Genomic DNA, 23,403 nt, shown 5'->3' on the forward strand with positions numbered 1-23,403 from the left:
TCACTGTTCCTGCTTTTTCAGTCCCGCGACGCTGGCCAGCGTCAGTACCGGTATCGCCAGTAGCAGGGGGATGAAGTAGAAATAGAGGTCGCTGAACCCCAATGCCTTGGAAAACACGCCGCGGGAAATGATCAGGAAGTGGGTGGTGGGATACAGCTGCCCGATCATCGCGCCGAGCCCCTCCATTGCAGACACCGGATGCATCATGCCGGAGAACTGGACCGCCGGAATCAGCGTTGCGATGGCGGTACCGAAGATGGCAGCGATCTGGCTTTTCAGCAGCGAGGAGACCAGCAACCCGAGGCCGGTGGCACAAACGATATACAGCAGGCCGCCGAGCAGCAGGCTCGGCAGGCTGCCCTTGATCGGGACATCGAAAGCCAGCACCGCGAGCAGCAGCAATGCGATGAAATTGATGAAGCCGAGTACCACGTAGGGCAGCTGCTTGCCGAGCAGGAACTCGAGCCGGGTTACCGGGGTTACATAGAAATTGGTGATGGAGCCCAGCTCCTTTTCGCGCACCACTGCCAACGCGGTGAGCATGGCCGGAATCATCATCAGCAGAATCGGAATTACCGCCGGCACCATCGCGGGCAGGCTCTTCACATCGGGGTTGTAGCGATAGCGCGTTTCCACGTTCACCAGGCTGACCGCGATGGGTGTGGGTTGACGGCTTGCCAGTGAACGCAGGTAGTTCAAATGAATGCCCTGGGCATAGCCACGCAGGGTGTCGGCCCGCACCGGCATGGCACCATCGACCCAGTAGGCAACCTGCGGGAAATCGCCGCGCAGCAGGTCGCGACCGAAGCCGGGCGGGATTTCCAGTGCCAGGCTGATGTCGCCGGCTCGCATGCGCTGCTCCAGCTCGGCATGACTGTGCAGTGGCGGGCGCTCAATAAAATAGCCGGAACCTGCCAGCTCCAGAGCGTAGGCCTGGCTGTAGGTGGTCTGGTCCCGGTCCAGCACGGCAAAGGTCAGGTCGTCCACATCCATATTGATGCCGTACCCCATGATTACCATCAGCAGAACCGAGCCGGCCAGTGCGAGCAGTGCACGCAACGGATCGCGCTTGAGTTCCATCGCCTCCCGACGGGTATAGCTGAGCATTCGGCGCAAACTGAAACGGGGAGGGCGCTTTTCAGTGTCAGGCTGAGCGACTCTGGATGACAGTGCCGCGGCGTCAGGCACCTGCTCTTGCTGGCCACTGGCCTCGCGCAACCAGTCGATGAACGCGTCCTCCAGCGTTGCCTTGCCCCGCTGCTGCCGCAGATCATCGGGTGCGCCGCTGACCAGTACCTTGCCGGCGTGCATTAACGACATCCGGTCGCAACGCTCGGCCTCGTTCATGAAGTGAGTCGAGATGAAGATGGTAACGCCGTCCTCCCGTGACAGCCTGACCAGCAAGCTCCAGAACAGATCCCGGGCGATCGGGTCCACCCCGGAGGTGGGCTCGTCGAGAATCAGCACCTCCGGTTTATGAATCACCGCCACCGCGAGCGAAAGGCGTTGGCGCACCCCCAGTGGCAGGGACAGCGGCAAGCTGTCAGCAACTGCCTGGAGATTGAACTGCGTAAGCAGTTCATCAATCCGCTCGGCGCTTTGCTCGGCGGGGAGCTGAAACAGCTTGGTATGCAGCGCCAGGTTCTGGCGCACCGTCAGTTCGCTGTACAACGAGAATGACTGGGACATGTAGCCAACCCGCATGCGGATGGCCATGTCGGTCGGGTCAACCGGCTTGCCCAGCAACCAGGCTTCGCCCTCGCTGAAGGGCAGCAGGCCGGTGAGCATTTTCATTGTGGTCGACTTGCCACAGCCGTTGGAACCGAGAAAACCGAAGATTTCCCCGCGCTCGATGCGGAAATTCACCTTGTCGACCGCGACGAAATCGCCGAAGCGACAGGTCAGGTCGTGTGCCTCGATGGCAATACCGGCATGCATCGTGCGCGGCGGTATCTGCAACTGCCTGTGCTGACGGCGTTTTTCCTCTGGCAGCAGCGCAACGAAGGCCTGTTCGAGGCTCCTGCTGTTGGTATCGGCGAGAATCTGCTGTGGCGTGCCGGTTGCCAGTACCTTGCCGGCATCCATTGCAACCAGCCAGTCAAAGCCCTGGGCCTCATCCATATAGGCACTGGCGATCAGCACACTCATCTGCGGCCTGCCGGCACGGATGCGTCGAATAAGCTCCCAGAACTGGCTGCGCGACAGGGGGTCGACACCGGTAGTGGGCTCATCCAGCACCAGCAGGTCAGGGTCATGGATCAGCGCGCAGCACAGCCCCAGTTTTTGCTTCATGCCGCCGGAGAGCTTGCCGGCCGGGCGATCGGCAAAGCGGCTCATGCCGGTGCTGGCCAGTAACTGCTGGATGCGCTGCCTGCGCTCGGCTTCACCCTGATTGAACAGCCGGCCAAAGAATTCGAGGTTCTCGGCGACGCTAAGGGTCGGATACAGGTTCTTGCCCAGCCCCTGGGGCATGAAGGCGATACGCGGGCACACGTGGCTGCGGTGGCTGGCGCTGCGCATGTCCCCACACAGGACCTGCAGCTCGCCCTGTTGCAGGCGACGCGCGCCGGCGACCAGTGCCAGCAGGCTGGATTTGCCAACGCCATCCGGGCCAATCAGGCCGACCATACAGCCCGCCGGCAGGTCAAGGGTGACCTTGTCCAGGGCAGCGACGTGCTTGTAATGCAGGCTGATATCGCGCAGTTGGGCGACCGGCTGCGGCTGGCTCATGTTCAGTTGCCGATGTTAACGCTGAGTGCGTCGGGCCACTCGGCACTGGCATCCAGTTTCAGCCAGGCGACGCCGGGCAGGCCGGTCTTGACCTGTTCGATATGCTGCTCCAGCAGCGCCGGGTCGATACGTGCGCGAATGCGGAACATCATTTTTTCCCGCTCCTGCTCCGTTTCCACCGATTTGGGGGTGAACTGGGCCACGCTGGAAACGTAGCTGACCGTGGCCGGAATCACATACTGTGGCGCAGCATCGATAATGATCCGCGCATCGGAGCCCATCGCGACGCGACCCGCCAGCCGTTCGGGCAGAAAGAAGGTCATGTAGACATCGGTCAGATCCACCAGATTCAAAACCCGGCCACCTGCGCCAAGTACCTCACCGGGCTGAACGGTACGAAACTGCACCCTTGCCTTGCGATCGGCGGTCAGCTTGCTGTCGTTGATATCTGCAGCGATGCGCTCTACCGCTGCGCGTGTAGCATCCAGCGCTGATTCGGCTTCGATCACCTGCGAGCGCGCCGCGGCAATGCCGGCCTCGGTTGCATGGATCTGGGCCCGCGCCGATGCAACGGCTGCCTCGGCGCTTTGCATGGCCGCCAGGGCATCGTCCAATTGCTGGCGCGAGGCGGCGTTGCGCTGGACCAGTACACTGATGCGCTCATGGCGCTTGCGCGCTGCATTGTGTTCAGCCTGGCGCTGCAGCAACAACGCCTCTGCGGCAGAGCGCTCGCTTTCGCGCAGGCCAACCTGTGCGCGGGCTGTCTGGATAGCGTTCTCGGCCTGCCGAGCCTGTGCCTCGGCCTGCAGCAGTTGCGCCTGCAGTACGCTGGTATCCATTTCGCCCAGCAGCTGTCCGGGTTCGACGAAATCACCTTCGTCGACCAGGATCCGGGCAATACGTCCACCGAGCTTGGTCGCGATGTTGATCTCGGTCGCCTCAATCCGCCCGTTACCGCTGGCAAAACCATCACCGTAGCCGTCAGGCTGCAGCTCCAGCCAGGTAACCAGAGCAATGCCGGCGAGCACGGCCGCGGCGATCAGGGCCCGAAGGAGATGGCGAGGAGGTTTTGGCATGACGGTTCCTTGTGCTGGGGCGGCTGGCTGCTGTTGCCAGGCCGCTGAAATCCATTCTAGACGCTTTGCTGCGAGGTGAGGTTGACGTCGATCAAGTGCGGCGGCCATGCGTCAAGAAACCCGAGCAGCTGCCGCACCGGATTATCCGGTGTTGATCGACGGCTGCATTCGGGTCTGCTCAGGCGCCGCGGTTGATCAAGCGCATGGGGCTTTGCTGGAGCACCGCCCTGGTCCCCCAGACGCCCGCGCAACCGATCAGCAAGGCCGCTGCCGAGGGTGTCAGCAGCCAAAACAGCAAATGCGGTGCCCAATCCAGATTCAGCGCAAATCGATACAGCGCCCAGGTGGCCAGCTCAGCGGCCACCACTGCCATCAGGCCGGACATCAGCCCCAGCAGCAAAAACTCCATCCAGCTTGCGCGGCGCAGCAGCGCTCGCCCGGCCCCCAGTGTGCGCAGCAATGCGCCCTGATACAGCCGTTCGTCAAGGGTAGCCTGCAGGGCGGCAAACAGCACTGTCATCCCGGCGAGCAGAACAAACAGCAGGACATATTCTACTGCCAGCGTGACTTGCCTGAGAATGTCGCGAATCTGGGCCAGCAAGGGGCCGACTTCCAGCAGCGTCATTGCCGGGAACTGACGGTTCAGCTCCCGCAGGGCAACGCGTTGCTCGGCCGGCAAATAGAAACTGGTCAGCAGGGTCGCGGGGAAGCCGTCAAGGTCCCCCGGGGCGAAGATCATGTAAAAGTTGGGCGTGAAGTTGTCCCATTCGACGCTGCGGACGCTGCTGACCTCGGCGTCCAGAGTCCTGCCTTCAATGACGAATCCCAGCCTGTCACCAAGGGTGACACCCAGGCTGTCGGCCAGCTCGGCCTCGATGGACACACGGGCCATGGCGGATGGAGCAGGGGCTGCGACTGCTGGCCACCACTGGCCTTCGCGCAGTTGATTGTCTGCGGGCAGCTCGGCTGCCCAGGTCAGGCTGAGGTCACGGTTGATGGCCCGGGTTCCGCGATCGCGATTGCCATCTTCCTTGCTTACCTCGGTGCGCACAGGCTCGCCGTTGATGCTGACCAGACGTCCTGGCGTGACCGGGTAGAGCGGGGCGCTGCGTGCACCGATATTCTCCAGTGCCTGGCTGAACGCCTGTTGTTCAGCTGGCAGCACGTTCAGCACGAAGTGGTTGGGAGCGTCATCCGGTAATTGATTCTGCCAGGTGCTGAGCAGCTCGGTCCGCAGGATCAGGACAACCAGCATGCACATGAAAATCAGACCGAATGACAGCATCTGCGTGGCGGCGGCCGTTGGGCGCTTGAGCAGTTCACCGCTGCCTAACCGCCAGGCCAGGCTGGCCTCGCGCAGCTTGCCGGCGACCGCGCGCAGCAGCAGCCAGGCGAGCAGCCCGAGCAGCAATGCAGCGAGTGCTCCGCCGAACAGCATGGCCAGGGTGATGGTCAGATCGCCGGTGAACTGCCACATCAGCAGGCTGAGGACGGCGAGGGCGAGCCCATAGATCAGCCAGCTGCTGACAGGCATCGGTTCGAGGTCGCGGCGCAGCACCCGCAAAGGTGCGACGTTGCCAAGTCGCAGCAGCGGCGGCAGGGCGAATCCGAGCAGTGCGCTGAAGCCGGTAGCCGCGCCAACCAGCAGCGGCAAGACGCCCGGCTCCGGCAACCGTGGCGGCAGCAGATCGGCGAGCAGCTGCATCAGCCCCCACTGCACGAGCAGCCCCAGGGCAAGGCCGGCGACGGTGGCAATGATCCCGATATAGAGCAACTGAAGGGTGAACAGGGTGAGCACCTGCCGGCGTTGCAGTCCCATACAGCGCAGCAGGGCGCTGCTGTCGAAATGACGAAGCGCAAAACGCCCGGATGACAGTGCCACGGCAACGCCAGCCAAAATAATGGCCGCAATGCTGGCAAGACCGAGGAACTGGTTGGCCCGCGTTAGCGCATTGCCAACCTGGCGGTTTCCATCTTCCACGCCGCTGAGTCGCTGGTTTACCGCCAGCAGCGGCTCTATCCAGTTACGGTAACGCTCCAGTGCCTGGCGTTCGCCGCTCAACAGCAAACGATAGGTTACCCGGCTGCCGGGCTGGACCACACCGGTTGCGTCAAGGTCATCGAGGTTCATCAGCACCCGCGGGGTGAGACTGTAGAAGTCGCTTGCGCGGTCAGGTTCATGGGTCAGTACAGCGCTAATTCGCAGCGTCGCATAGCCAACCTCCAGGCTGTCGCCGACCTGAACTCCCAGCTGGTTCAGCAAGCGTGGTTCCACCCAGATTTCACCGGCGGCCGGTACGCAGCGGGTTGCTGTTTCCTCGGCAAAAGCGGAACGGCTGATACGTAACTCGCCGCGCAAGGGATACGCCGCGTCAACCGCCTTGACACTGGATAGCTGCATTGCCGAGTCGCTGGCCATGACGCTGGAAAACTCGAGCTGATGACTGAGCATCAGGTCATTGACTGCCGCCTGCTCTGCGTAACTGTCTGGCAAGGGGCTACGCGAGGAGACAACCAGATCGGCGCCCAGAAACTCTGCGGCGCGATCGGTCATGCTGCGCTCAAGCCGTTGGGTAAACAGACTGATGGCGGTGCTGATGGTCACCGCGATAAGCAGGGCACCCAGCAGCACGGTCAGTTCGCCCGCCCGCCATTCCCTGCGCAACAGGCGCCAGGCCAGTCGGGCCAGCGGCGGTCGGTTCATGCATCGTCTCCAAGCAGGCGGCCCGCCTGCATGCGTACTGCGTGCTGGCAACGGTCGGCCAGCTGCGCGTCATGCGTTACCAGCACCAGAGTGGTGCCGCGCTCGCGATTGAGTGCAAACAGCAGGTCGCTGATGCGCTCGCCGGTGGCTGCGTCCAGGTTGCCGGTTGGCTCGTCGGCAAACAGGATGCTGGGTTCGCTGGCAAAGGCGCGGGCGATGGCTACCCGTTGCTGTTCGCCCCCAGAGAGTTGCTGGGGGTAGTGCTGGCGCCGGGCTTCGAGTCCGACCCGCTGCAGCAGCTCGCTGGCGCGCTCCCGTGCGTCGGATCGCCCGGCCAGTTCCAGTGGCAGCATGACATTTTCCAGCGCGGTGAGGCTGTCCAGCAGCTGAAAGGATTGAAAGACGAAGCCTACCTCACGGCCGCGCAGTGTCGCACGCTGGTCTTCGTTGAGTGCCGTGAGGTCTTCGCCGGCGAGTATGACCTGACCACTGCTTGGCAGGTCCAGACCGGCCAGCAGGCTGAGCAGGGTTGACTTGCCCGATCCCGAAGCGCCGACAATGGCCAGGCTGCTGCTGCGTTCGATACTGAGTGAGACGTCGTCGAGGATCTGCAGCGGCGCTTCCGAGCTGGTCACGACTTTGCTAAGGTGGCGAGCGATTACAACGGCATCGGACATGGTGTACGGACCTGATGAATGGCTTGAGAAACTGGTTGGGAGCGGTACTGCTGTATCTGCTCTCCTTTCCTGCGGCAGCTCAGGGGATCCTGATTGTCGGTGATAGTATCAGCGCCGCTTTCGGTCTGGAAATTGGTGAGGGCTGGGTTGCCCTGCTGGAGCGGCGGCTGGAGACGGAAAATTACCCTTTGCCGGTCCACAATGCCTCTGTAAGCGGAGATACCACCGCCGGTGGTCTGGCCCGCTTGCCAGCGCTGTTGGGGCAGCATGCGCCGGACCTGGTCATCCTCGAGCTGGGTGGTAATGATGGCCTTCGCGGCCTGCCGCCGGATAATATGCAACAGAATCTTACTGCCATGGTTGAACAGTCGCGTGCGGCCGGCGCTGACGTCATACTGCTGGGTATGCGGATCCCACCCAATTATGGTGTTCGCTATACGCAAGCCTTTGAGCAGGTGTACCGGCAGATTGCCGATCGACAGCAGGTGCCGCTGGTGCCGTTCCTGCTCGAAGGCGTGGCTGATCGCGGTGAACTGATGCAGGCCGACGGCATTCATCCGAACGCGCAGGGGCAGCCGGGTATTCTCGATAATGCCTGGCCGGTAATACGTGAATGGGTTCTGACGCAGCAGCCTGCTGCGATAAACGATTAAGGTGGAGCCCTGAATTGAGTGTGTCCTGGATGGCCAGACGCTGGTGTCTGGTGGAGCAGGATGAGCAGCGGGATCTGTTTGTGGAAGATCCCTGGCATGTTCACCTGGTTGATATCAATCTGCGGCTCGACGTACCGCGCGAGCGCACCCTGTGTGGAGACCTGTTGCCGTCGTCGCCGATCTACCGTGAGTTGACGCGTGCGGATCTGCGTAACCTGTGTCCGACCTGTGTTGATCTGGCCGAGCAGGCGAGGGTGGCAGGGCGTCGTCCTGTCGCTGCGCGCAATAATGGTGATAGCGGTCAAGTGCAGCAGTTTGACTTGAATATGATGCTAAGTGGGAGCTGAAGGAATGTTGAGCGTGTGTTCTCGACTGGGCAGAATCACCGCGGCGCTGCTGTTTACCGGGCTGGGTCTTGGTGCGGCCCAGGCAAACGACTACCCGTTGTTGTCGGCGGATCAGGATCTGATTGGCGAGGTCACCCGCTATCAGGCGCTCTATGAGGATACCTTTGCCGACCTTGGCAGTGCGCGGGGTTTCGGATATCTGGAGATGACCGCGGCGAACCCGGGTATCGACCCCTGGTTGCCCGGCGAGGGAGTCGAAATCATCCTCCCGGGCCAGCACATCCTTCCGGTCGGGCCGCGCGAAGGTGTGGTCATCAATCTCCCCGAATTTCGCATGTATTACTTCCACAAGGGCGGTGAACTGGTTTCCAGCTACCCGGTTGGTATCGGCCGCGAAGGCTGGTCCTCGCCGATTGGTGAAACGCGCATTCTGCGCAAGGAAGCCAACCCTTCCTGGTATCCACCCAAATCCATCCTGGAGGAGCACGCTGCCAATGGTGACCCGCTGCCGTCAGTGGTGCCGCCGGGGCCGAATAACCCGATGGGCCCGTTCAAGATGAATCTGGCGCTCAGTGGTTATGTGATCCATGGCACCAACAAGAAGTTCGGTATCGGAACGCGGGTCAGTCATGGCTGTTTCCGGATGCGTAACGAGGATATCACCGAGCTGTTTCCGCAGGTGCCGGTCGGCACGCCGGTAACCATTGTCAACCAGCCTTATAAGCTGGGCGTCAAGGATGGCTTGCTGTACCTGGAGGTACATACCGCCCTGGATGAACATGGCATGCCTTCAACACTGGACAAGCAGGCGGCGATTCAGGCATTGCTGGAAGAGCAGCAGGAGAAGGTGCGGGGGTTTCGGCTGGACTGGACGGCGATTCGCGATCTGGTTTACGCCGAGAGCGGTATTCCGGGCGTAATTGGACAACCGATCCGGACCATGTGATCCGGATCGGCAAAGCTGGCCTTATTTCTGGCTGGCTTTCTCGAGCATGCGCAGGGCGCGCTCGTTGGCTTCGTCAGCAGTCTGTTGTGCGCGCTGAGCGGCAGCCAGAGCTTCTTCGGCCTTGCGGTAAGCTTCGTCAGCACGGGCTTGGGCACTGGCAGTAGCGTTTTCGTTAGCGGCAACGCGAGCGCTCAGTTCCTTTTCCATGCTGTTGCTGCAGCCGGCGGCCAGCAGAGCGGCCAGAGCTACGGCGGATACTTTCAGTGCAGTTTTCATAACTTTCCCCTTGTGTAAAAAGTCTTGCTTCAAGAACGCACAGCCCAAGACCGAACAAGCGGCTCGAAGTTCCGTCGGTCTTCGGCTGTACGTTCCTGATAGCGCCAGTAATAGTAGCAGTTGCATCGTGGGTTGGAAGTGGGCAACCGATAATTCTGTTACCAATACACAACAATAAAGCGCTCTGATTCCGGTGCTAAAGGCTTTGTAGTGAATCTGCGCTGGGGTAATGTAGCCAGCGCAGTCAACTACAAGGATAAAAACAATGCTCGGAAATCTCGGTCTTCTCGCCGGCGTGACGTTACTTATTTATCTGGCCTTGCGAGGGATCAATATCTTTATTGCGTCTCTGGTCTGCGCATTGGTGGTCGCGCTGACCAACAATATGCTGATCTCGCAAACCTTTCTGGAGTTCTTCCCGTTTGGCCCGCTGGGTGCGTTTACCTTTGCCGGGAAGTTCTTTTTGCTGTTCCTCTGTGGTGCTATTTTCGGCAAGGTGATGGCGACCAGTCAGGCGGCCAAGAGTATTGCGTTATCGATCACTCGCGCGCTGGGTGTGCGTCATACGCTGCTGGTTGGCATGATCGTCTGCGCCTTGCTGACCTACGGCGGTGTTGTGGTGTTTGTGGTGGTGTTCACCATGTATCCGCTGGGTATCACGCTGATGCGTGAAGCCAACCTGCCCAAGCGGCTTTGGGCGGCTGCGACCTCGGTTGGCGCGGGCACCTTCACCATGACCGCGCTGCCGGGAACGCCGTCCATTCACAACGTGATTTCTGCCAGTGCGCTGGGTACCGACCTGTTTGCCGGAGGCTGGATCGGCATCTTTGCTGCGCTGATTATGGCTGGTCTTGGCATGTGGTATGTGGAAAACCAGTGGAAACGCGCCCAGGCCCGCGGCGAAGGGTTTGTCGAAAATGCCCAGGACCGTCGCATGGAGCAGCTTATCGGTGATCCGAATGATGCTCCGGTATGGTGGATGGCGTTGATCCCCATGGTAGTGGTACTGGGTTCTATCATGCTGCCACGCGCTATTCTGGGTCTGGCTGACTGGTCCGAAAGCGACAGTATCATCGCTCGCGTTCTATTGTTCAGTGCAGCGCAGCCGATCATTTGGCCCAGTATCTCGCTCATTCTTGGTTCGCTGACCTGCGTACTGCTGTTTCCGGGCTTGCGTCGCAAGGCCGCACAGGCATTTGGTCAGGGAGCTGATGATTCCATCATGCCGTTGCTCAATACCGCGGCCGTGATCGGCTTTGGCGGAGTTGTGACCCAGACTGCTGGCTTCGCCCAGTTCGCTAACTGGATCCTGAATGTCGATCTGCCGCCGCTGTTGTCGGTATTTGCTTCCGTCAGCGTGGTCTCGGCGATTGTCGGCTCGTCGTCCGGTGGCCTGCAGATCTTTATGCAGTCGCTTGGGCCGCATTACATCGAGATGGGTGTTGACCCCGAGATCCTGCACCGTATCGCTGCCATCGCCGCTGGCGGGCTGGATTCGCTGCCGCACTGTGGCGCGGTGATTGCGACTTTCATGATCATGGGTATTACCCACAAGGAAGCCTATCGCGACATCTTTGTGGTGACGGTGGCAGTGCCGGTCATTGCCTGTCTGGCATCCATTGCCCTGCTGATGTCGCTGGGAATGGGGATGGTTTCGGCGGGGTAGTTCACTTTTTGAGACGGGCGGGGAAACATTCCGCCCGATCCCGGTCTATAGTGGATAACTCTTCGCTCGACGCTTTCTGCCTGGGAGACAGACAATGAATATGAATGCGACCATCCAGCACGATCAGGACGGCAAGCAGTTCTATATTACATTGGACGGTATGCGGGCATATCTGGCCTATATGGACTTGGGCAAGAACACGCTGGATATCTATCGGACCTTCGTTCCGGACAGTCTTCGTGGCAAGGGGTTGGCTGCACGCCTGACTGCCCATGCGCTGACATACGCGCAGGAGCATGGTTATACGGTGATCCCGTCCTGCTCATACGTTGAACGCTATATGGACCGCAATGCAGCAGCGGTCAGTTAGGTGTTCAGTCATATCGCCATAAAAAAACCGGCCAATGGCCGGTTTTTTTATGGCTGAGGACCTCAGTCCTGCTTCAGGCGCGCGCGGCGCGGCAGTACATCCTTCAGCTTGTCGCGCATGGAACGCACGCTTTGCACAGTGGTGGCCCAGTCAATGCAGGCATCGGTCACGGACACGCCGTATTGCAGTTGGGACAGGTCCTTCGGAATAGACTGGTTACCCCAGCCAATGTTGCTCTCAACCATCAGGCCGATGATGGAGTCATTGCCTTCCAGGATCTGGTTGGCCACGTTATCCATCACCAGCGGCTGCAAGCCCGGATCCTTGTTGGAGTTGGCGTGGCTGCAGTCGACCATGATGTTCTTGCTGATACCGGCCTTTTCCAGATCCTTCTCGCACAGCGCTACGCTGACCGAGTCGTAGTTCGGCTTACCGTTACCGCCGCGCAAGACGACGTGACCATAGGGGTTGCCCTTGGTAGTCACGATCGAGACCTGGCCCTGCTGATTGATGCCGAGGAAGCGGTGCGGGCTGGACACCGATTGCAGCGCGTTGATCGCCACTGCCAGTCCGCCGTCGGTACCGTTCTTGAAACCTACGGCCGAGGACAGGCCGGAGGACATTTCCCGGTGGGTCTGTGATTCGGTGGTGCGGGCCCCGATGGCAGACCAGGAGATGAGATCCTGCAGGTATTGCGGCGAAATCGGATCAAGCGCTTCGGTTGCCGTTGGCAGCCCCATTTCGGTCAGGTCGCGCAGCAACTGGCGACCAATCTTCAGACCGTCCTGAATCTTGAAGGAGTCATCCAGGTAGGGGTCGTTGATCAATCCCTTCCAGCCCACGGTTGTGCGCGGCTTTTCGAAGTAGACGCGCATGACCAGATACAGGGTGTCGCCTACTTCCGCCGCCAGCTCCTTGAGGCGTGCGGCGTAGTCCTTGGCAGCGTTGACGTCGTGGATGGAGCAGGGGCCGATGACAATAAACAGGCGATGGTCCTTGCCGTCGAGGATGTCGCGAATGACCTGGCGGCTTTGCACCACGGTCGCCTGTGCGGCTTCGCTAAGCGGAATCTGGGCCTTGAGCTGTTCAGGCGTAATCAGAATCTCATTGGAGGTTATGTTCAGGTCATCAATAGGTAAATCGGCCATCAGTCATCCCGGAATGTGGTGCTCGCCACGGCAATGCGGCGCTTTTTGAGTGCTACACAGCTTAATCAAGCTTGCCGGCTTAGGCTACCCCGCCCAGGCTCTATTGCCCTGAAAAACAATATAAATTGGCCTTTCGTGCTGCACGCTGAGTGGCCGGCGGAAATCGGCGGGTCAAAGCCTGGCCGCTTGCCCGTGCTCAACCGCGATGTGAATGATGGGGCATTTGGCCGCAGGTTTGTCGTGTTATTGACTGTCTCGCCTGGCGCGAGCGGATTAACATGCCTGCATACCAATAAATACATCATCCAGATGAGGGTTGTATGAGTCAGAGTGATCTGAAGATCGGGATTATTGGCACCGGTGCAATCGGCGGTTTCTATGGCGCCATGCTGGTCAATGGCGGAAACGACGTGCACTTTCTGCTGCGCAGCGAATACCAGGCGGTCAAGGAGAAGGGCATCACCATCAACAGCCTGGTCAATCCCGAATTGCATATTCACCCGGTACAGGCCTACCAGGATGCAGCGGATATGCCGAAGTGCGATTGGCTGCTGGTGGGTGCCAAGTCCACAGCAGACAACCTGGGTGACATCATTGCAGCCGCCGGCAAGCCGGATGCCAAGGTGGTTCTGCTGCAAAACGGCCTGAACAACGAAGATCATCTGCGACCGTTGCTGCCGGACAGCATGCACCTGATCGGCGGTCTGTGCTACGTCTGCCTGTTCCGTGAAGGCCCAGGTCTGGTCAAGCACCAGTCCAATGGCATGATCGACCTGGGTTACCACTCCGGCCCCGCTGTATCCAAGGAAGAGCAGCAGGCACTGTTGAAGGAAGGCGCAGCGCTGCTCGAATCCGGCAATATTCCGACGCGGCTGTTGCCCGGTGTTGACGAGGCGCGCTGGCAGAAGCTGGTCTGGAATGCGCCGTTCAACGGTATCTCTGTGGTACTCAATGCCGGCACCCAGGAGCTGGTGGGCAACCCCGCCAGTCGCAAGTTGATCACCGAGATGATGGAAGAGGTCATTGCGGCGGCTCGGGCCCGTGGCATCGACATTCCCGACGGCGTGATCGGCTACATGTTCAAGGGCACCGAGATCATGCCCGATTACTATCCGAGCATGTACCACGACTGGCTGCACAAGCGCCCCATGGAGCTGGACGCGTTGTACGGTGAGTTACTGCGTCTTGGTAGGGAAGTCGGTTGCAGCCTGCCGAAAATAGAGGCAATGTTGGATCAGCTGAAATTCCTCCAGGCTCGCTATCTCAGTAACCAATAAGGACGCCCCATGCCCACCCTGCTCGGAGACAAATTGGTCATCGCCATCTCCTCCAGAGCGCTGTTCGATCTGGACGAAAGTCACCAGGTTTTTGAGCAGGAAGGGCTGGAGGCCTATCGGCAGTATCAGATTGCCCGGGAAGACATTCCGCTGGAACCGGGGGAGGCCTTTCCGCTGGTGCAGAAGTTGTTGCGTATCAACAACTTGCTTGAGGGCGACAGCCGGGTCGAGGTCGTACTGATATCGCGTAACAGTGCCGATACCGGACTGCGGGTGTTCAATTCGATTCAGCATTACGGGCTTGGCATCACCCGCGCGGCCTTCGCCGGCGGGCGCAGTCCCTTCACCTATATTCCCGCCTTCGGCTGCCAGCTGTTTCTGTCGACCCACGCCGAGGATGTGCGCGCGACGCTGGAGGCGGGATTTGCTGCCGCCACCATCTTTCCCGCCAAGCGGGCCCGTGAGCAACGTGATGAGCTGCGCATAGCCTTTGATGGGGATGCAGTGCTGTTCTCCGATGAATCCGAGCAGGTGTTTCAGAAAGAGGGATTGGCTGCCTTTCAGGCCAGCGAGCAGGCGGCGGCGCGCGAGCCGCTTGGCGGTGGACCGTTCAAGCCGTTTCTTGCCGCGCTCAACCGGATCCAGACCGAGTTTGCCGGCGAACAGTGCCCGATCCGGACGGCATTGTTCACCGCGCGCAGTGCGCCGGCGCATGAGCGGGTGATTCGTACCCTGCGCGAATGGAACATTCGGCTGGACGAATCCTTGTTCCTCGGCGGCTTGGACAAGTCCAGCTTTCTTCAGGCGTTCGGCGCCGACCTGTTCTTTGATGACCAGGAGGGACATTGTCGACGCGCCGTTGATGTGGTCCCCACCGGGCATGTGCCGCACGGCATCAGCAATCTCAAATCCCCGCATTCAGTGTGACCTGAGCCACTCAATCGGCCGTCGGTCGGCCAGTCCCTCGAGATGCCGTATGCGAGCAGGAGTTTATGGACTAAGCTAGCAGGCATAACGGCCTATCTGGTTATAAGCGTGCCATTGATCCCTGCCTTGGAAGGCGTGGTGCTGCGGCTCGCAAGGGGAAGACAATCATGAAATTGCAGCAACTGCGTTACATCTGGGAAGTAGCCCATCATGAGCTGAACGTATCGGCAACTGCCCAGAGTCTGTATACCTCGCAACCGGGCATCAGCAAGCAGATCAGGCTGCTGGAGGATGAGCTGGGTGTCGAGGTCTTTTCCCGTAGTGGCAAGCACCTGACCCGCATCACACCGGCCGGAGAACGCATCATTGCCACTGCCGGCGAGATTCTGCGCAAGGTCGACAGCATCAAGCAGATTGCCCAGGAGTTCAGCAACGAGCGCAAGGGCACGCTGACACTGGCAACCACCCACACCCAGGCACGTTATGCGTTGCCGCCAATCATTCAGAAATTCATCAAGAACTACCCGGATGTGTCGCTGCACATGCATCAGGGCACGCCGATGCAAATTTGCGAGATGACGGTCGATGGAACGGCCGACTTTGCCATCGCCACCGAAGCGCTGGAGCTGTTTTCGGATCTGGTGATGATGCCGTGCTATCGCTGGAACCGCTGCGTGATCGTACCCAAGGGGCATCCTCTGGCCAGCGGCGCAGAGCTGACCCTGGAGGCATTGGCCGACTGGCCGCTGGTTACCTATGTCTTCGGGTTTACCGGGCGATCGAAGCTGGATGACGCGTTCAGTAACCGTGGCCTGTCACCGAAGGTCGTGTTCACCGCCGCCGATGCGGATGTGATCAAGACCTATGTGCGGCTCGGTCTGGGCGTTGGTATTGTCGCTCACATGGCTGTCGACCCCGAGATGGATCCCGACCTGGAGGTGATCGATGCCAGTCGCCTGTTCGAGTCCAGCATCACCAAGATCGGCTTTCGTCGCGGCACGTTCCTGCGTGGCTACATGTATGAATTTATTGAGGCGTTCGCGCCACATCTGACCCGCGAGATGATTGATCGGGCGCTGCAGTGCAGCAGCAAGCTCGAGCTGGAAGCATTATTTGATGGGGTGGAGCTGCCGGTTCACTGACGGGTAGCGGCTGCTGAGGGAGAGAAGAAGGCCGGCGTATAGCGGTGCGCCGGCTTTTTCAGTTTCAGGACTTGGCGATCAGGTTGCTGCCGTGCAGGCCGCATTCCTTTTTCGTTGCCTCTTCCCACCACCAGCGACCTTCACGCTCGTGCTGGTTCGGCAATACAGGGCGGGTGCAGGGCTCGCAGCCGATGCTGATAAAACCACGCTCGTGCAGCGGGTTGTAGGGAATCTCCAGCATGCGGATGTAGTTCCAGACGTCCTCGCTGGTGTAATTGGCCAGCGGATTGAATTTGACCAATGGGTGCGTCGGGGTTGAGAACCCGCCGTCCAGCTGCACCACCGGAACATCTGCCCGGGTCGGGCTTTGATCCTTGCGCTGCCCGGTGATCCAGGCATCGACGCTGGCCAGTTTGCGGCGCAGCGGCGCAATCTTGCGCACGCCACAGCATTCGCCATGACCGCTCTCGTAGAAGTCGAACAGGCCTTTTTCGCGCACATAGGCTTCAAGCTGCTGGTGGTCGGGCGACAACACCTCAAGCTCGATCCCGTAATGCTTGCGCACCTGCTCCAGAAACCGATAGGTCTCGGCGTGCAGGCGGCCGGTGTCGAGGGTAAATACCTTGACGTTCGGGTTGAGTTTCCAGGCCATGTCCAGCACGACGATGTCGTCGGCGCCGCTGAACGACAGCCAGAGGTTGTCGAAGTTGGCGAATGCCAGCTCCAGAATCTGTTGAGGGGATTTGCTGGCGTAGTCGATAGCCAGTTGATCGATGTCGAAGGTACTCATGGAAATCAGGCTCTCAATCCGGCGGTGGATCGGTGTGCCACCGTTCTGTGATCGGCAGTCTAGCAAAGGCCGCCTTAGTCCATCCTCTTTTATTTGGTTATACTTTTATGCGATTTTCGACTTAGAACGGCAGGCTCCAGCCGCCTTGTGATTGCGCCGAGACCCGCTTGCCGGTAGATTGTGCGCCAGTCTCAAATGTGAATCTCAGGAGTGTCGTGTGGAAATCGCTTGCCTTGACCTGGAAGGGGTGCTGGTCCCTGAAATCTGGATTGCCTTTGCCGAGAAAACCGGCATTGAGGAGCTCAAGGCAACCACCCGTGACATTCCCGACTATGACGTGCTGATGAAGCAGCGCCTGTCCATTCTCGACAAGCACGGCCTCAAACTGTCGGATATTCAGGAAGTCATTGCGACCCTCAAACCGCTTGATGGCGCCGTCGAGTTTGTCGACTGGCTGCGCGAGCGTTTCCAGGTGGTTATTCTGTCGGACACCTTCTACGAGTTTTCTCAGCCGTTGATGCGCCAGCTCGGTTTCCCGACGCTACTGTGTCACCGCCTGATTACCGACGAAACCGACCGGGTCGTTGACTACCAGTTGCGTCAGAAGGATCCCAAGCGTCAGTCGGTGATTGCGCTCAAGAGCCTGTACTACCGCATCATTGCCGCAGGCGATTCGTACAACGACACCACCATGCTCTCGGAAGCGCATGCCGGCATCCTGTTCCACGCGCCGGAAAACGTGATTCGCGAGTTTCCGCAGTTCCCGGCGGTGCATACCTACGAGGACCTGAAAAAGGCCTTCATCGCAGCGTCCAACCGCGACCTGTCGCTCTGATCTGATGCAGCCGGCGGTCCCGCCGCCGGCTGCCATCGCCGCCGGACCGCCGGTGGCCAGCCGGTTTTGCTTCCCTTTCTGAATGCTTCCAACAGCGCAGCCACGCTGGTGATCCGCGCTGCCGGATCAAAGGCCAGTGCCGTGCGCAGTTCACGCCATACCGGTTTTGGTATGCCATGCGGTTTCTGTAAACCGGTTTCTTGCTGCATGCGCATTGCCTGGCGCGCCGTCAGGCGGCTGAAGGGGTGATGCCCGCTGGCCAACTCATACAGGACACAGGCGACCGCATACAGATCAGCGGCCGCGGTCAACTCTTCGCCATCAAGCAGCTCCAGTGCAGCGTAACGCGGTGTCCAGGCGGCCAGACGTCGGCTGAGCCTGGGTAATCGCTGCAGGGGGCCCCGACAGCCTCGTCCCAGCCCGAAATCAAACAGACGCAGGCCGGCGGTGCTCAGGATGATATTGCCCGGCTTCAGATCACCGTGCAGCACGCCGGCGTCGTGTGCATGGGCAAGAGCAGACAGCAGGCCGACTGCGAGGGGTTGCAGCGCCGGCCAGGCCATCCCGTCGGGATGGTCGGCGATGATCTGATCCAGCGCAGGGCCCTCAAGCAACTCAAGCGTCATGAATGCACGACCGCTCGCCGGGTCGATGTGGTAGCTGTAGGGGCGGATCACATTCGGATGGTGCAGGCGGCAGGTGAGGGCGTACTCCGCGTAAAGCAGAGCGTTGGCATCGGCATGGGCAGCAAATTGATCGTTCAGGGCCTTCAGTGCCACAGTGGGTTGAGGGTCGTTGAATTGCTCGCGCAGCAGGTCACGCACCTGATAGACCGCACCCATGCCTCCTACCCCAAGCAGGCGCTCAATACGGTATCGGTTACCCAGTAGTTCGGGTATGGCGGCTGGCGCAACCGGAGGCGTCCTGGAGGGCATCAGCTTGCTCCTGCACTGATTTTGACAACCACTGCGCTCAGGTTGTCGCGTGCCGGTCCCCGCAATGCCAGGCTCACCAGCTGCGCCGCACCGCTGCTGCTGTCTTGGTGTTCAAGGACCGAGGACAGTTGCGCGGGGCTCAGCTCGCGATGCAGGCCGTCACTGCACAGCAGCAAGGTATCACCCGGTTGAGTCATGAACGCCACACTGTCCAGTTTAAGATGGTCATGCGCGCCGACCGCGCGGGTCAGTACATGGGCACCGGGGTGTGAGGCGGCCGCGGTGCCGGTTACAGCGCCGCGGTCTATCAGTTGCTGCAGCAGCGAGTGGTCGCGGGTCAGTTGGTGAAGTGTTTGCTGGCGCCAGAGATAACAGCGACTGTCACCTGCCCACAGGCAGAGCGCCCGATTTGCAGTTGCCAGAAGGATAACCACGGTGCTGCCGACCGGACCGGCTGGCTGGCCCTGCACCTGGGTCATGTCCTGAGTCAGCCTGCGGTTGACCTGCTGCAGGGCCTGACGCACCCGACGCTGGTTCTGGTCGATATTTCCAGTCAGCTCAAGTGCGCCCAGTGTGTCGATTATCAGGCGGCTGGCGAGCGCGCCGTTGCGGTGACCGCCCATACCATCGGCGACCGCCCAGAGCCCGGAGTCCTGAAGGGCCAGAATGGCATCTTCATTGTGTCGACGCTGATTGCCTGGATCGGTTTGAGAGCAGCTTGACCAGTTCATTGCAGTCGGGCCGGGAGGTTGAAGTCTGCCAGCAGGCCAGGCTCGAACGGGTTTGGAGCGCGTTGACTGTGCAGCAGATAGCGGGCACGCATGCCGCCGATATTGGCCCGTAGTTGAAGCGCGTCGCGTTGGTCCTCATGCTCGAGTGTCAGTTGCTCAAGCAGGCGAAACAGCGACCAGGTACCCTGCTGTCCATGCAGGGTCATTCGCCGGCCTCCCAGATCCTCCAGGGTCAAGCTGATGCGGCTGTCGTCCAGGCTTGCCGGCCAAGTGAACGCCTTGGGAATGATGGGGCCGTGGCGATATTCCAGCTGATGGTTCCCGTAATAAAAGCTGGCGCGGCTGAGGCTGGCATCAAGTGAGTAGGGTTCCAGGCGAAACCCGATGCCCGGCTCAAGCGGATTGCTGGCAAAAAAGCTGTCGTGAATGGTCCTGGCCCGGTTCAGTTGTGTCAGCAGCCTTGCGGACATGGGCAATGCCCGCCCGTCCAGCAGTCGCAGCCGGTAGCCCGCGTCCGTGCTGATCAAAAAGGGCTCCAGATACTGTTCGGTAAAGCCCTGAATAGTGCCCTCCTGCTGGAAGAAACGCTGGAAGTCGCCTAGCTCCACTTCCCGCTGACTGGCTGGATTGAAGGGGTAGTAGTCCGCGATTGCGTCCCGGTATGGGCGATACACCTGGCTGCGATACTGGCCGTTCAGATACTCGGCCGCTGCGCTCAGCACGGTTCGCCAACTCTGGTCGGCAAGCTGCTTCACCCATAGCTGCAGCGGCGGCGGCAGTTGTGCTGCACTGTCGCGGGTCGCGCTGATAGCATCGCTTTGGCGCTGCATGCGTGCGCTGGCCATCTTGTAGGTAAGCAGTCCGCGGGCGCTGCTGTCGCTGAGCTGGGCGAGCTGGTGTTGCAATTGACCGATGCTTTGCAATGCGCCAGCCAATTCCGGAGCGGGCATGGCATCGTCATCAAGCAGGCGGTGAAGGTGGCTGAAGTGCTGTTGCATGGCCAGCTTGCCTGCGCTGGGTGTTGGGTCGTTAGCGGTTGTCAGTCGAGTGTGCAGCCTGATCTCCTGCAGCAGCGTCAGCAGGAGTGAGTGCCCGGACGAGAGCGCCGCCAGCTGGTCCGCGCTAGCGCCGGAGTGTGGTTGCAGGCGGAGGCTGGCCAGGGCGCGATTCCAATGCGAGGTGTAATCCTGAAAGTAGATGCTCTCCACGTCTACCATCAGCGCCTGCTCGGTTTGCCTGTTAACCGGTTCGGCGAGGCCCAGTACCCAGTCGTCGGCCAGCAAGTCATGAATCAGCGCCGGACCTCTGGTTTTGATCAGGCTTTCATAGCCGGTATTGATGTAGAACCCGGGAATGTCGACCGGTTCGGATGTCAGTAACCGGTGGTGGCGTCCAAGGCGGGCATCGAGGCGGTAGTCGGGGAGGGATCTGGAGCGTTCCCGGAGCAATCGGTAGCAAAGTCGGGCCAGGGGCTCTTGCCGCATGATCTCCCTAGCGCTGGCTACCAGGGACTCATCAAGCGTCTGGGGCGTTGGAGCGGAGGCAAGCAGGCGGCTTAAATGGGCCTCCAGGCTCTCTCTGACCGCGGGTTGTCTGGGGTAGCGGCGCGTCCACTCCGTGTGCATCCATTCCTCAAGGTAGGCGCTGTCCAGGCGCTCCGGCAGACCCAGCATCAGGTAAGCGCGCAGGTGCCCGATCAACTGCTGGCGGTCTTCAAGGTCGGTGCTCAGGCGGTATTCCAGTTGACGCATTACCAGTGGCAGCAGGAAGGTACGCAGTGCATCTGAATAGGCCTTTTCGACTACCGGCAGAGTCGCCTCGGACTGCTCAAGACTCAGGCGCTGGAGGCCGGCAGGCATCGACGCCGGCTGGGGTATCAGCGTTGCCGCGTAGCGGGTATCGAGCTGCTGAAGCAAGGGTTCGATTCTGCTGTGTGCCTGGACCGCGGCAGCATCCTGGACGACGTGTCGGCCAAGCTCGGCAAGTTGCTGCAGCTGCTCGGCCTCGTGCCCGTAGCGCCAAGCCCAGCCAGTTGCAGACAGTGTCACACAGGCTGCGGCGAGACCGACCGTGACCCGTTGCCTGGTGCGTTGTCGCGTGCGCTGCTCGTCTGCGACCGTGACGCCATCAGGCCGCCCGGCAAGCGGATTTTCCAGTAATCGCCTGCTGAAGGCGCCTTGAACCGAAGGGCGCGGCAGCGAGCCAGGGATCAGAACGTCGTGTTCGCTGGCGGCGATCGTCAGATAGATTCCATGCACTCGACTGCCATGCTGGTAGCTGTTGCTGTCAAATGCCTGGTTGAGGAACTGACGAAGCGACCCTTCCAGTTTCGCCAGTTGATAGGGAAGATCGTAAAGACGGCCGCGGCGCAGGCTGTCCGACTCCTGTTGGGTTCGACAGAGGATTTGACGATTCAGCTGAGCCAGCAGCGGGCCAAGGGCGCCGGTACTGGCCTGTGCCGGGTCCGCTGCACCCGGCAGCGTCGCGCCCAGTGGCTGCAGACGCTGCTCCGGTGTCAGTTGCTGGCATAACTCAATGATGCCGGGCAGCAGATCGGCCTTGCTCAGCAGCAGGTAAACCGGCAGGTCCAGTCCCAGTGCCTTGCGCAACGTGCTCAGTGCAAGCCTGTACCGGCGTGCCAGTTGGTCGAGCTCAAGGGTGTTCTGCGTGGTCAGCAGGTCCATTGGCAGCATCAGCGCGATGGCATTGAGCGCCGGCGCCCGACGCTGACGCAATAGCCCCAGCAGTGCTGTCCAGGCCGGTGAACGTGGCTCCTGATCTGCGGACGGCAGGCAGCTGCCACCCGCTTGAAGCCAACTGCAGTGGCTGAGGCTGTGCCACTCTGCCGGGCTGATACCCTGGGGCCCATGGGGGGCAGTGACAGTTGTGCAGTATCCGCTTAACTCTGCGCTTGCAAACAGGCGCTTCTTGCCCGAGTTCTCCGGGCCGAGCAGCAGATACCAGGGTTGCCGACGTTGCTGGCGTTGGCTTACCCCGTGCTCTGCCAGCAGGTGGCGACTTAATCCATAGCGTTGTTCCAGGGCGACGCGGGCCTGCAGGGTTGCTGCGTTACTGGCGGCTTGATCGCCGTTTGCTCGCCTTTGCTTGAGCTGATCGAGCAACTGCCAGACCAGCCAGGGCGAGAGCAGTATCGTACCAGCCAGCAGGCGGCTGCCGGGGCCGGCCAGTATGGTCTTGCCGTTGAAGGCGATGTTCGGGCCGAGCACCCAGATCAAGGCAGCGAGGATCAGCAGTATCAGCAGAGACCAGCCGGCAGGTTTGCGCAGATAGGAGGCTACCCGCTGATAAAGGGCCTTCATCGTTTGACTCCCGGTTGTGCGGTGATGCCCGCGCTGCTGGTCAGGTAAGGCTCCAGCGCGGCGTTGCGGTGTTGCTCCAGATAATGGTTGAACCCCAGGAACAGGATTGCCAGACAGCTGGCGGTGGCAACCGCCGTCACCCAGCCAGGCACCGGCCTCACCGGGGGGCACGGTTCAGGGTGGACGATCTGTGAGCCCAGGTGCATATCCGGCGGGCTGCGGTAATGCTGTAGCGCGGCGTGCAAGCGGCTGCGAATGTGTTCCAGTTCTTGCTGGCCGCGCAGTTGCAGCCGGTAGCGACCTTCAAAACCGAGGCAGAGGCAGGCCAGCATCAATTCGAGCATGTCGATATGCCGGGCCATGTCCTGTGACAGGCGGGTGAGCAACAGAAAGAACTTCTCTCCCCCAAAGGTTTCCTGGTGGAAGGCGCTGAGAAGGCTGCGGCTGGACCAGTTGCTGTTGTTGCCCCAGCGGGTAGTGAGAATGGCTTCGTCCAGGGCGGTGCAGAGCACGTAGCGGGCAGCCTGCCTGCTGGCTGGCGCAACCTCGAGGTGTCTGCACTGCTGGTCAAACTGCCGTATGCCGGCTTCCAGGGTGACGCGCAGGACGTCGATTGGCTCGCGCTCGCCGCTGCCGGTGCGCAGGGCGACCAGTTCGGACAGCAGTGGCGCTGCGGCGGCGAGCAGCGGGTTGGGCTGCACGTCAGTGGTGCGGCACAGATCATCGTCTGTTCGCGGTGCGATGCACGCCGCGGATGCCGCGTGGTCGGTCAGCGAGTATCGAGTGTGCCCGGCCATGCTGCCGGACAGGATGACAGTGCGATCGTCGTCAGGGTAGTCGCCGTTGTACATGC

Annotated in this window: 20 protein-coding genes; 9 read left to right on the forward strand and 11 right to left on the reverse strand. The window is 60.7% G+C overall.

Annotation, left to right across the window (positions count from 1 at the left end; all coding sequences use genetic code 11):
• The 4 genes from rbbA to B7O88_RS04805 form a co-directional block, all read right to left on the reverse strand.
• Window positions 1–2,730, reverse strand: coding sequence for a ribosome-associated ATPase/putative transporter RbbA (gene rbbA / locus B7O88_RS04790; protein ID WP_088274077.1), 2,730 nt, complete (start codon window positions 2,728–2,730; stop codon window positions 1–3).
• Window positions 2,731–2,732: 2 nt separating this feature from the next.
• Window positions 2,733–3,806, reverse strand: coding sequence for an HlyD family secretion protein (locus tag B7O88_RS04795; RefSeq protein WP_088274078.1), 1,074 nt, complete (start codon window positions 3,804–3,806; stop codon window positions 2,733–2,735).
• 178 nt (window positions 3,807–3,984) lie between these two features.
• Entirely contained in the window at window positions 3,985–6,510 is a 2,526-nt protein-coding gene (locus tag B7O88_RS04800) for an ABC transporter permease (protein WP_088274079.1), read from the reverse strand.
• Window positions 6,507–7,187, reverse strand: coding sequence for an ABC transporter ATP-binding protein (locus tag B7O88_RS04805; protein WP_088274080.1), 681 nt, complete (start codon window positions 7,185–7,187; stop codon window positions 6,507–6,509). Before B7O88_RS04805 ends, B7O88_RS04800 begins: the two co-directional genes overlap by 4 nt.
• Window positions 7,188–7,201: 14 nt before the next feature.
• Between B7O88_RS04805 and B7O88_RS04810 the strand changes: the two genes are divergently transcribed.
• The 3 genes from B7O88_RS04810 to B7O88_RS04820 are packed head-to-tail and all read left to right on the forward strand — an operon-like array spanning window position 7,202 to window position 9,133.
• Complete coding sequence (locus B7O88_RS04810) at window positions 7,202–7,840, forward strand: arylesterase (protein ID WP_088274081.1); 639 nt, start codon at window positions 7,202–7,204, stop codon at window positions 7,838–7,840.
• A gap of 14 nt (window positions 7,841–7,854) precedes the next feature.
• Complete coding sequence (locus B7O88_RS18060; protein ID WP_200818407.1) at window positions 7,855–8,187, forward strand: hypothetical protein; 333 nt, start codon at window positions 7,855–7,857, stop codon at window positions 8,185–8,187.
• 13 nt (window positions 8,188–8,200) lie between these two features.
• Window positions 8,201–9,133: a L,D-transpeptidase family protein gene (locus tag B7O88_RS04820; RefSeq protein ID WP_228246765.1), complete on the forward strand. Its 933-nt coding sequence runs from the start codon at window positions 8,201–8,203 to the stop codon at window positions 9,131–9,133.
• A 21-nt stretch (window positions 9,134–9,154) separates the two neighbouring features.
• Here the strand turns inward: B7O88_RS04820 and B7O88_RS04825 are convergent, their stop codons facing one another.
• Window positions 9,155–9,409 (reverse strand): Lpp/OprI family alanine-zipper lipoprotein, encoded by a 255-nt coding sequence (locus tag B7O88_RS04825; RefSeq protein WP_088274083.1) that lies wholly within the window; start codon window positions 9,407–9,409, stop codon window positions 9,155–9,157.
• A gap of 265 nt (window positions 9,410–9,674) precedes the next feature.
• On the opposite strand from B7O88_RS04825, the gene B7O88_RS04830 reads away from it, so the two are divergent.
• Both B7O88_RS04830 and B7O88_RS04835 read left to right on the forward strand, forming a co-directional pair.
• Window positions 9,675–11,075 carry a GntP family permease gene (locus tag B7O88_RS04830; protein ID WP_088274084.1) on the forward strand — a complete coding sequence of 467 codons (1,401 nt, stop codon included), beginning with the start codon at window positions 9,675–9,677 and terminating at the stop codon, window positions 11,073–11,075.
• Between the two features lie 94 nt (window positions 11,076–11,169).
• Window positions 11,170–11,445, forward strand: a complete 276-nt coding sequence (locus tag B7O88_RS04835; protein WP_088274085.1) for a GNAT family N-acetyltransferase — start codon at window positions 11,170–11,172, stop codon at window positions 11,443–11,445.
• Window positions 11,446–11,507: 62 nt separating this feature from the next.
• On the opposite strand, the gene B7O88_RS04840 is transcribed toward B7O88_RS04835, so the two are convergent.
• Window positions 11,508–12,593 carry a 3-deoxy-7-phosphoheptulonate synthase gene (locus B7O88_RS04840; RefSeq protein ID WP_088274086.1) on the reverse strand — a complete coding sequence of 362 codons (1,086 nt, stop codon included), beginning with the start codon at window positions 12,591–12,593 and terminating at the stop codon, window positions 11,508–11,510.
• Window positions 12,594–12,913: 320 nt separating this feature from the next.
• Between B7O88_RS04840 and B7O88_RS04845 the strand changes: the two genes are divergently transcribed.
• The 3 genes from B7O88_RS04845 to cysB all read left to right on the forward strand — a co-directional run bounded on the left by B7O88_RS04845 (window position 12,914) and on the right by cysB (window position 15,939).
• Window positions 12,914–13,870 carry a putative 2-dehydropantoate 2-reductase gene (locus B7O88_RS04845; RefSeq protein ID WP_088274087.1) on the forward strand — a complete coding sequence of 319 codons (957 nt, stop codon included), beginning with the start codon at window positions 12,914–12,916 and terminating at the stop codon, window positions 13,868–13,870.
• Window positions 13,871–13,879: 9 nt separating this feature from the next.
• Window positions 13,880–14,797 carry a 5'-nucleotidase gene (locus B7O88_RS04850; RefSeq protein WP_088274088.1) on the forward strand — a complete coding sequence of 306 codons (918 nt, stop codon included), beginning with the start codon at window positions 13,880–13,882 and terminating at the stop codon, window positions 14,795–14,797.
• A 167-nt stretch (window positions 14,798–14,964) separates the two neighbouring features.
• Window positions 14,965–15,939 carry an HTH-type transcriptional regulator CysB gene (cysB, locus tag B7O88_RS04855; protein ID WP_088274089.1) on the forward strand — a complete coding sequence of 325 codons (975 nt, stop codon included), beginning with the start codon at window positions 14,965–14,967 and terminating at the stop codon, window positions 15,937–15,939.
• A gap of 64 nt (window positions 15,940–16,003) precedes the next feature.
• On the opposite strand, the gene B7O88_RS04860 is transcribed toward cysB, so the two are convergent.
• The gene (locus B7O88_RS04860) at window positions 16,004–16,729 is read right to left on the reverse strand and encodes a phosphoadenylyl-sulfate reductase (RefSeq protein WP_088274090.1); all 726 of its coding nucleotides are present in this window, start codon (window positions 16,727–16,729) and stop codon (window positions 16,004–16,006) included.
• Between the two features lie 217 nt (window positions 16,730–16,946).
• Between B7O88_RS04860 and thrH the strand changes: the two genes are divergently transcribed.
• Window positions 16,947–17,564 (forward strand): bifunctional phosphoserine phosphatase/homoserine phosphotransferase ThrH, encoded by a 618-nt coding sequence (gene thrH, locus B7O88_RS04865; protein ID WP_088274091.1) that lies wholly within the window; start codon window positions 16,947–16,949, stop codon window positions 17,562–17,564.
• Here the strand turns inward: thrH and B7O88_RS04870 are convergent.
• From B7O88_RS04870 to icmH, 4 genes are read right to left on the reverse strand one after another with little or no spacing between them, the layout of a single operon-like run.
• Window positions 17,507–18,499, reverse strand: coding sequence for a serine/threonine-protein kinase (locus B7O88_RS04870; protein WP_088274092.1), 993 nt, complete (start codon window positions 18,497–18,499; stop codon window positions 17,507–17,509). The two genes, thrH and B7O88_RS04870, sit on opposite strands and share 58 nt — an antisense overlap.
• Window positions 18,499–19,230, reverse strand: a complete 732-nt coding sequence (locus B7O88_RS04875) for a PP2C family protein-serine/threonine phosphatase (protein WP_088274093.1) — start codon at window positions 19,228–19,230, stop codon at window positions 18,499–18,501. The genes B7O88_RS04870 and B7O88_RS04875 overlap by 1 nt, the downstream gene beginning before the upstream one ends.
• Window positions 19,227–22,550, reverse strand: coding sequence for a type VI secretion system membrane subunit TssM (tssM, locus tag B7O88_RS04880; RefSeq protein WP_088274094.1), 3,324 nt, complete (start codon window positions 22,548–22,550; stop codon window positions 19,227–19,229). The genes B7O88_RS04875 and tssM overlap by 4 nt, the downstream gene beginning before the upstream one ends.
• Complete coding sequence (icmH, locus tag B7O88_RS04885; protein ID WP_088274095.1) at window positions 22,547–23,401, reverse strand: type IVB secretion system protein IcmH/DotU; 855 nt, start codon at window positions 23,399–23,401, stop codon at window positions 22,547–22,549. The genes tssM and icmH overlap by 4 nt, the downstream gene beginning before the upstream one ends.
• Window positions 23,402–23,403 lie beyond the last annotated feature (2 nt).

This window comes from Halopseudomonas aestusnigri (assembly GCF_002197985.1).
In the GTDB taxonomy this organism is placed as follows: Bacteria; Pseudomonadota; Gammaproteobacteria; order Pseudomonadales; family Pseudomonadaceae; genus Halopseudomonas; species Halopseudomonas aestusnigri.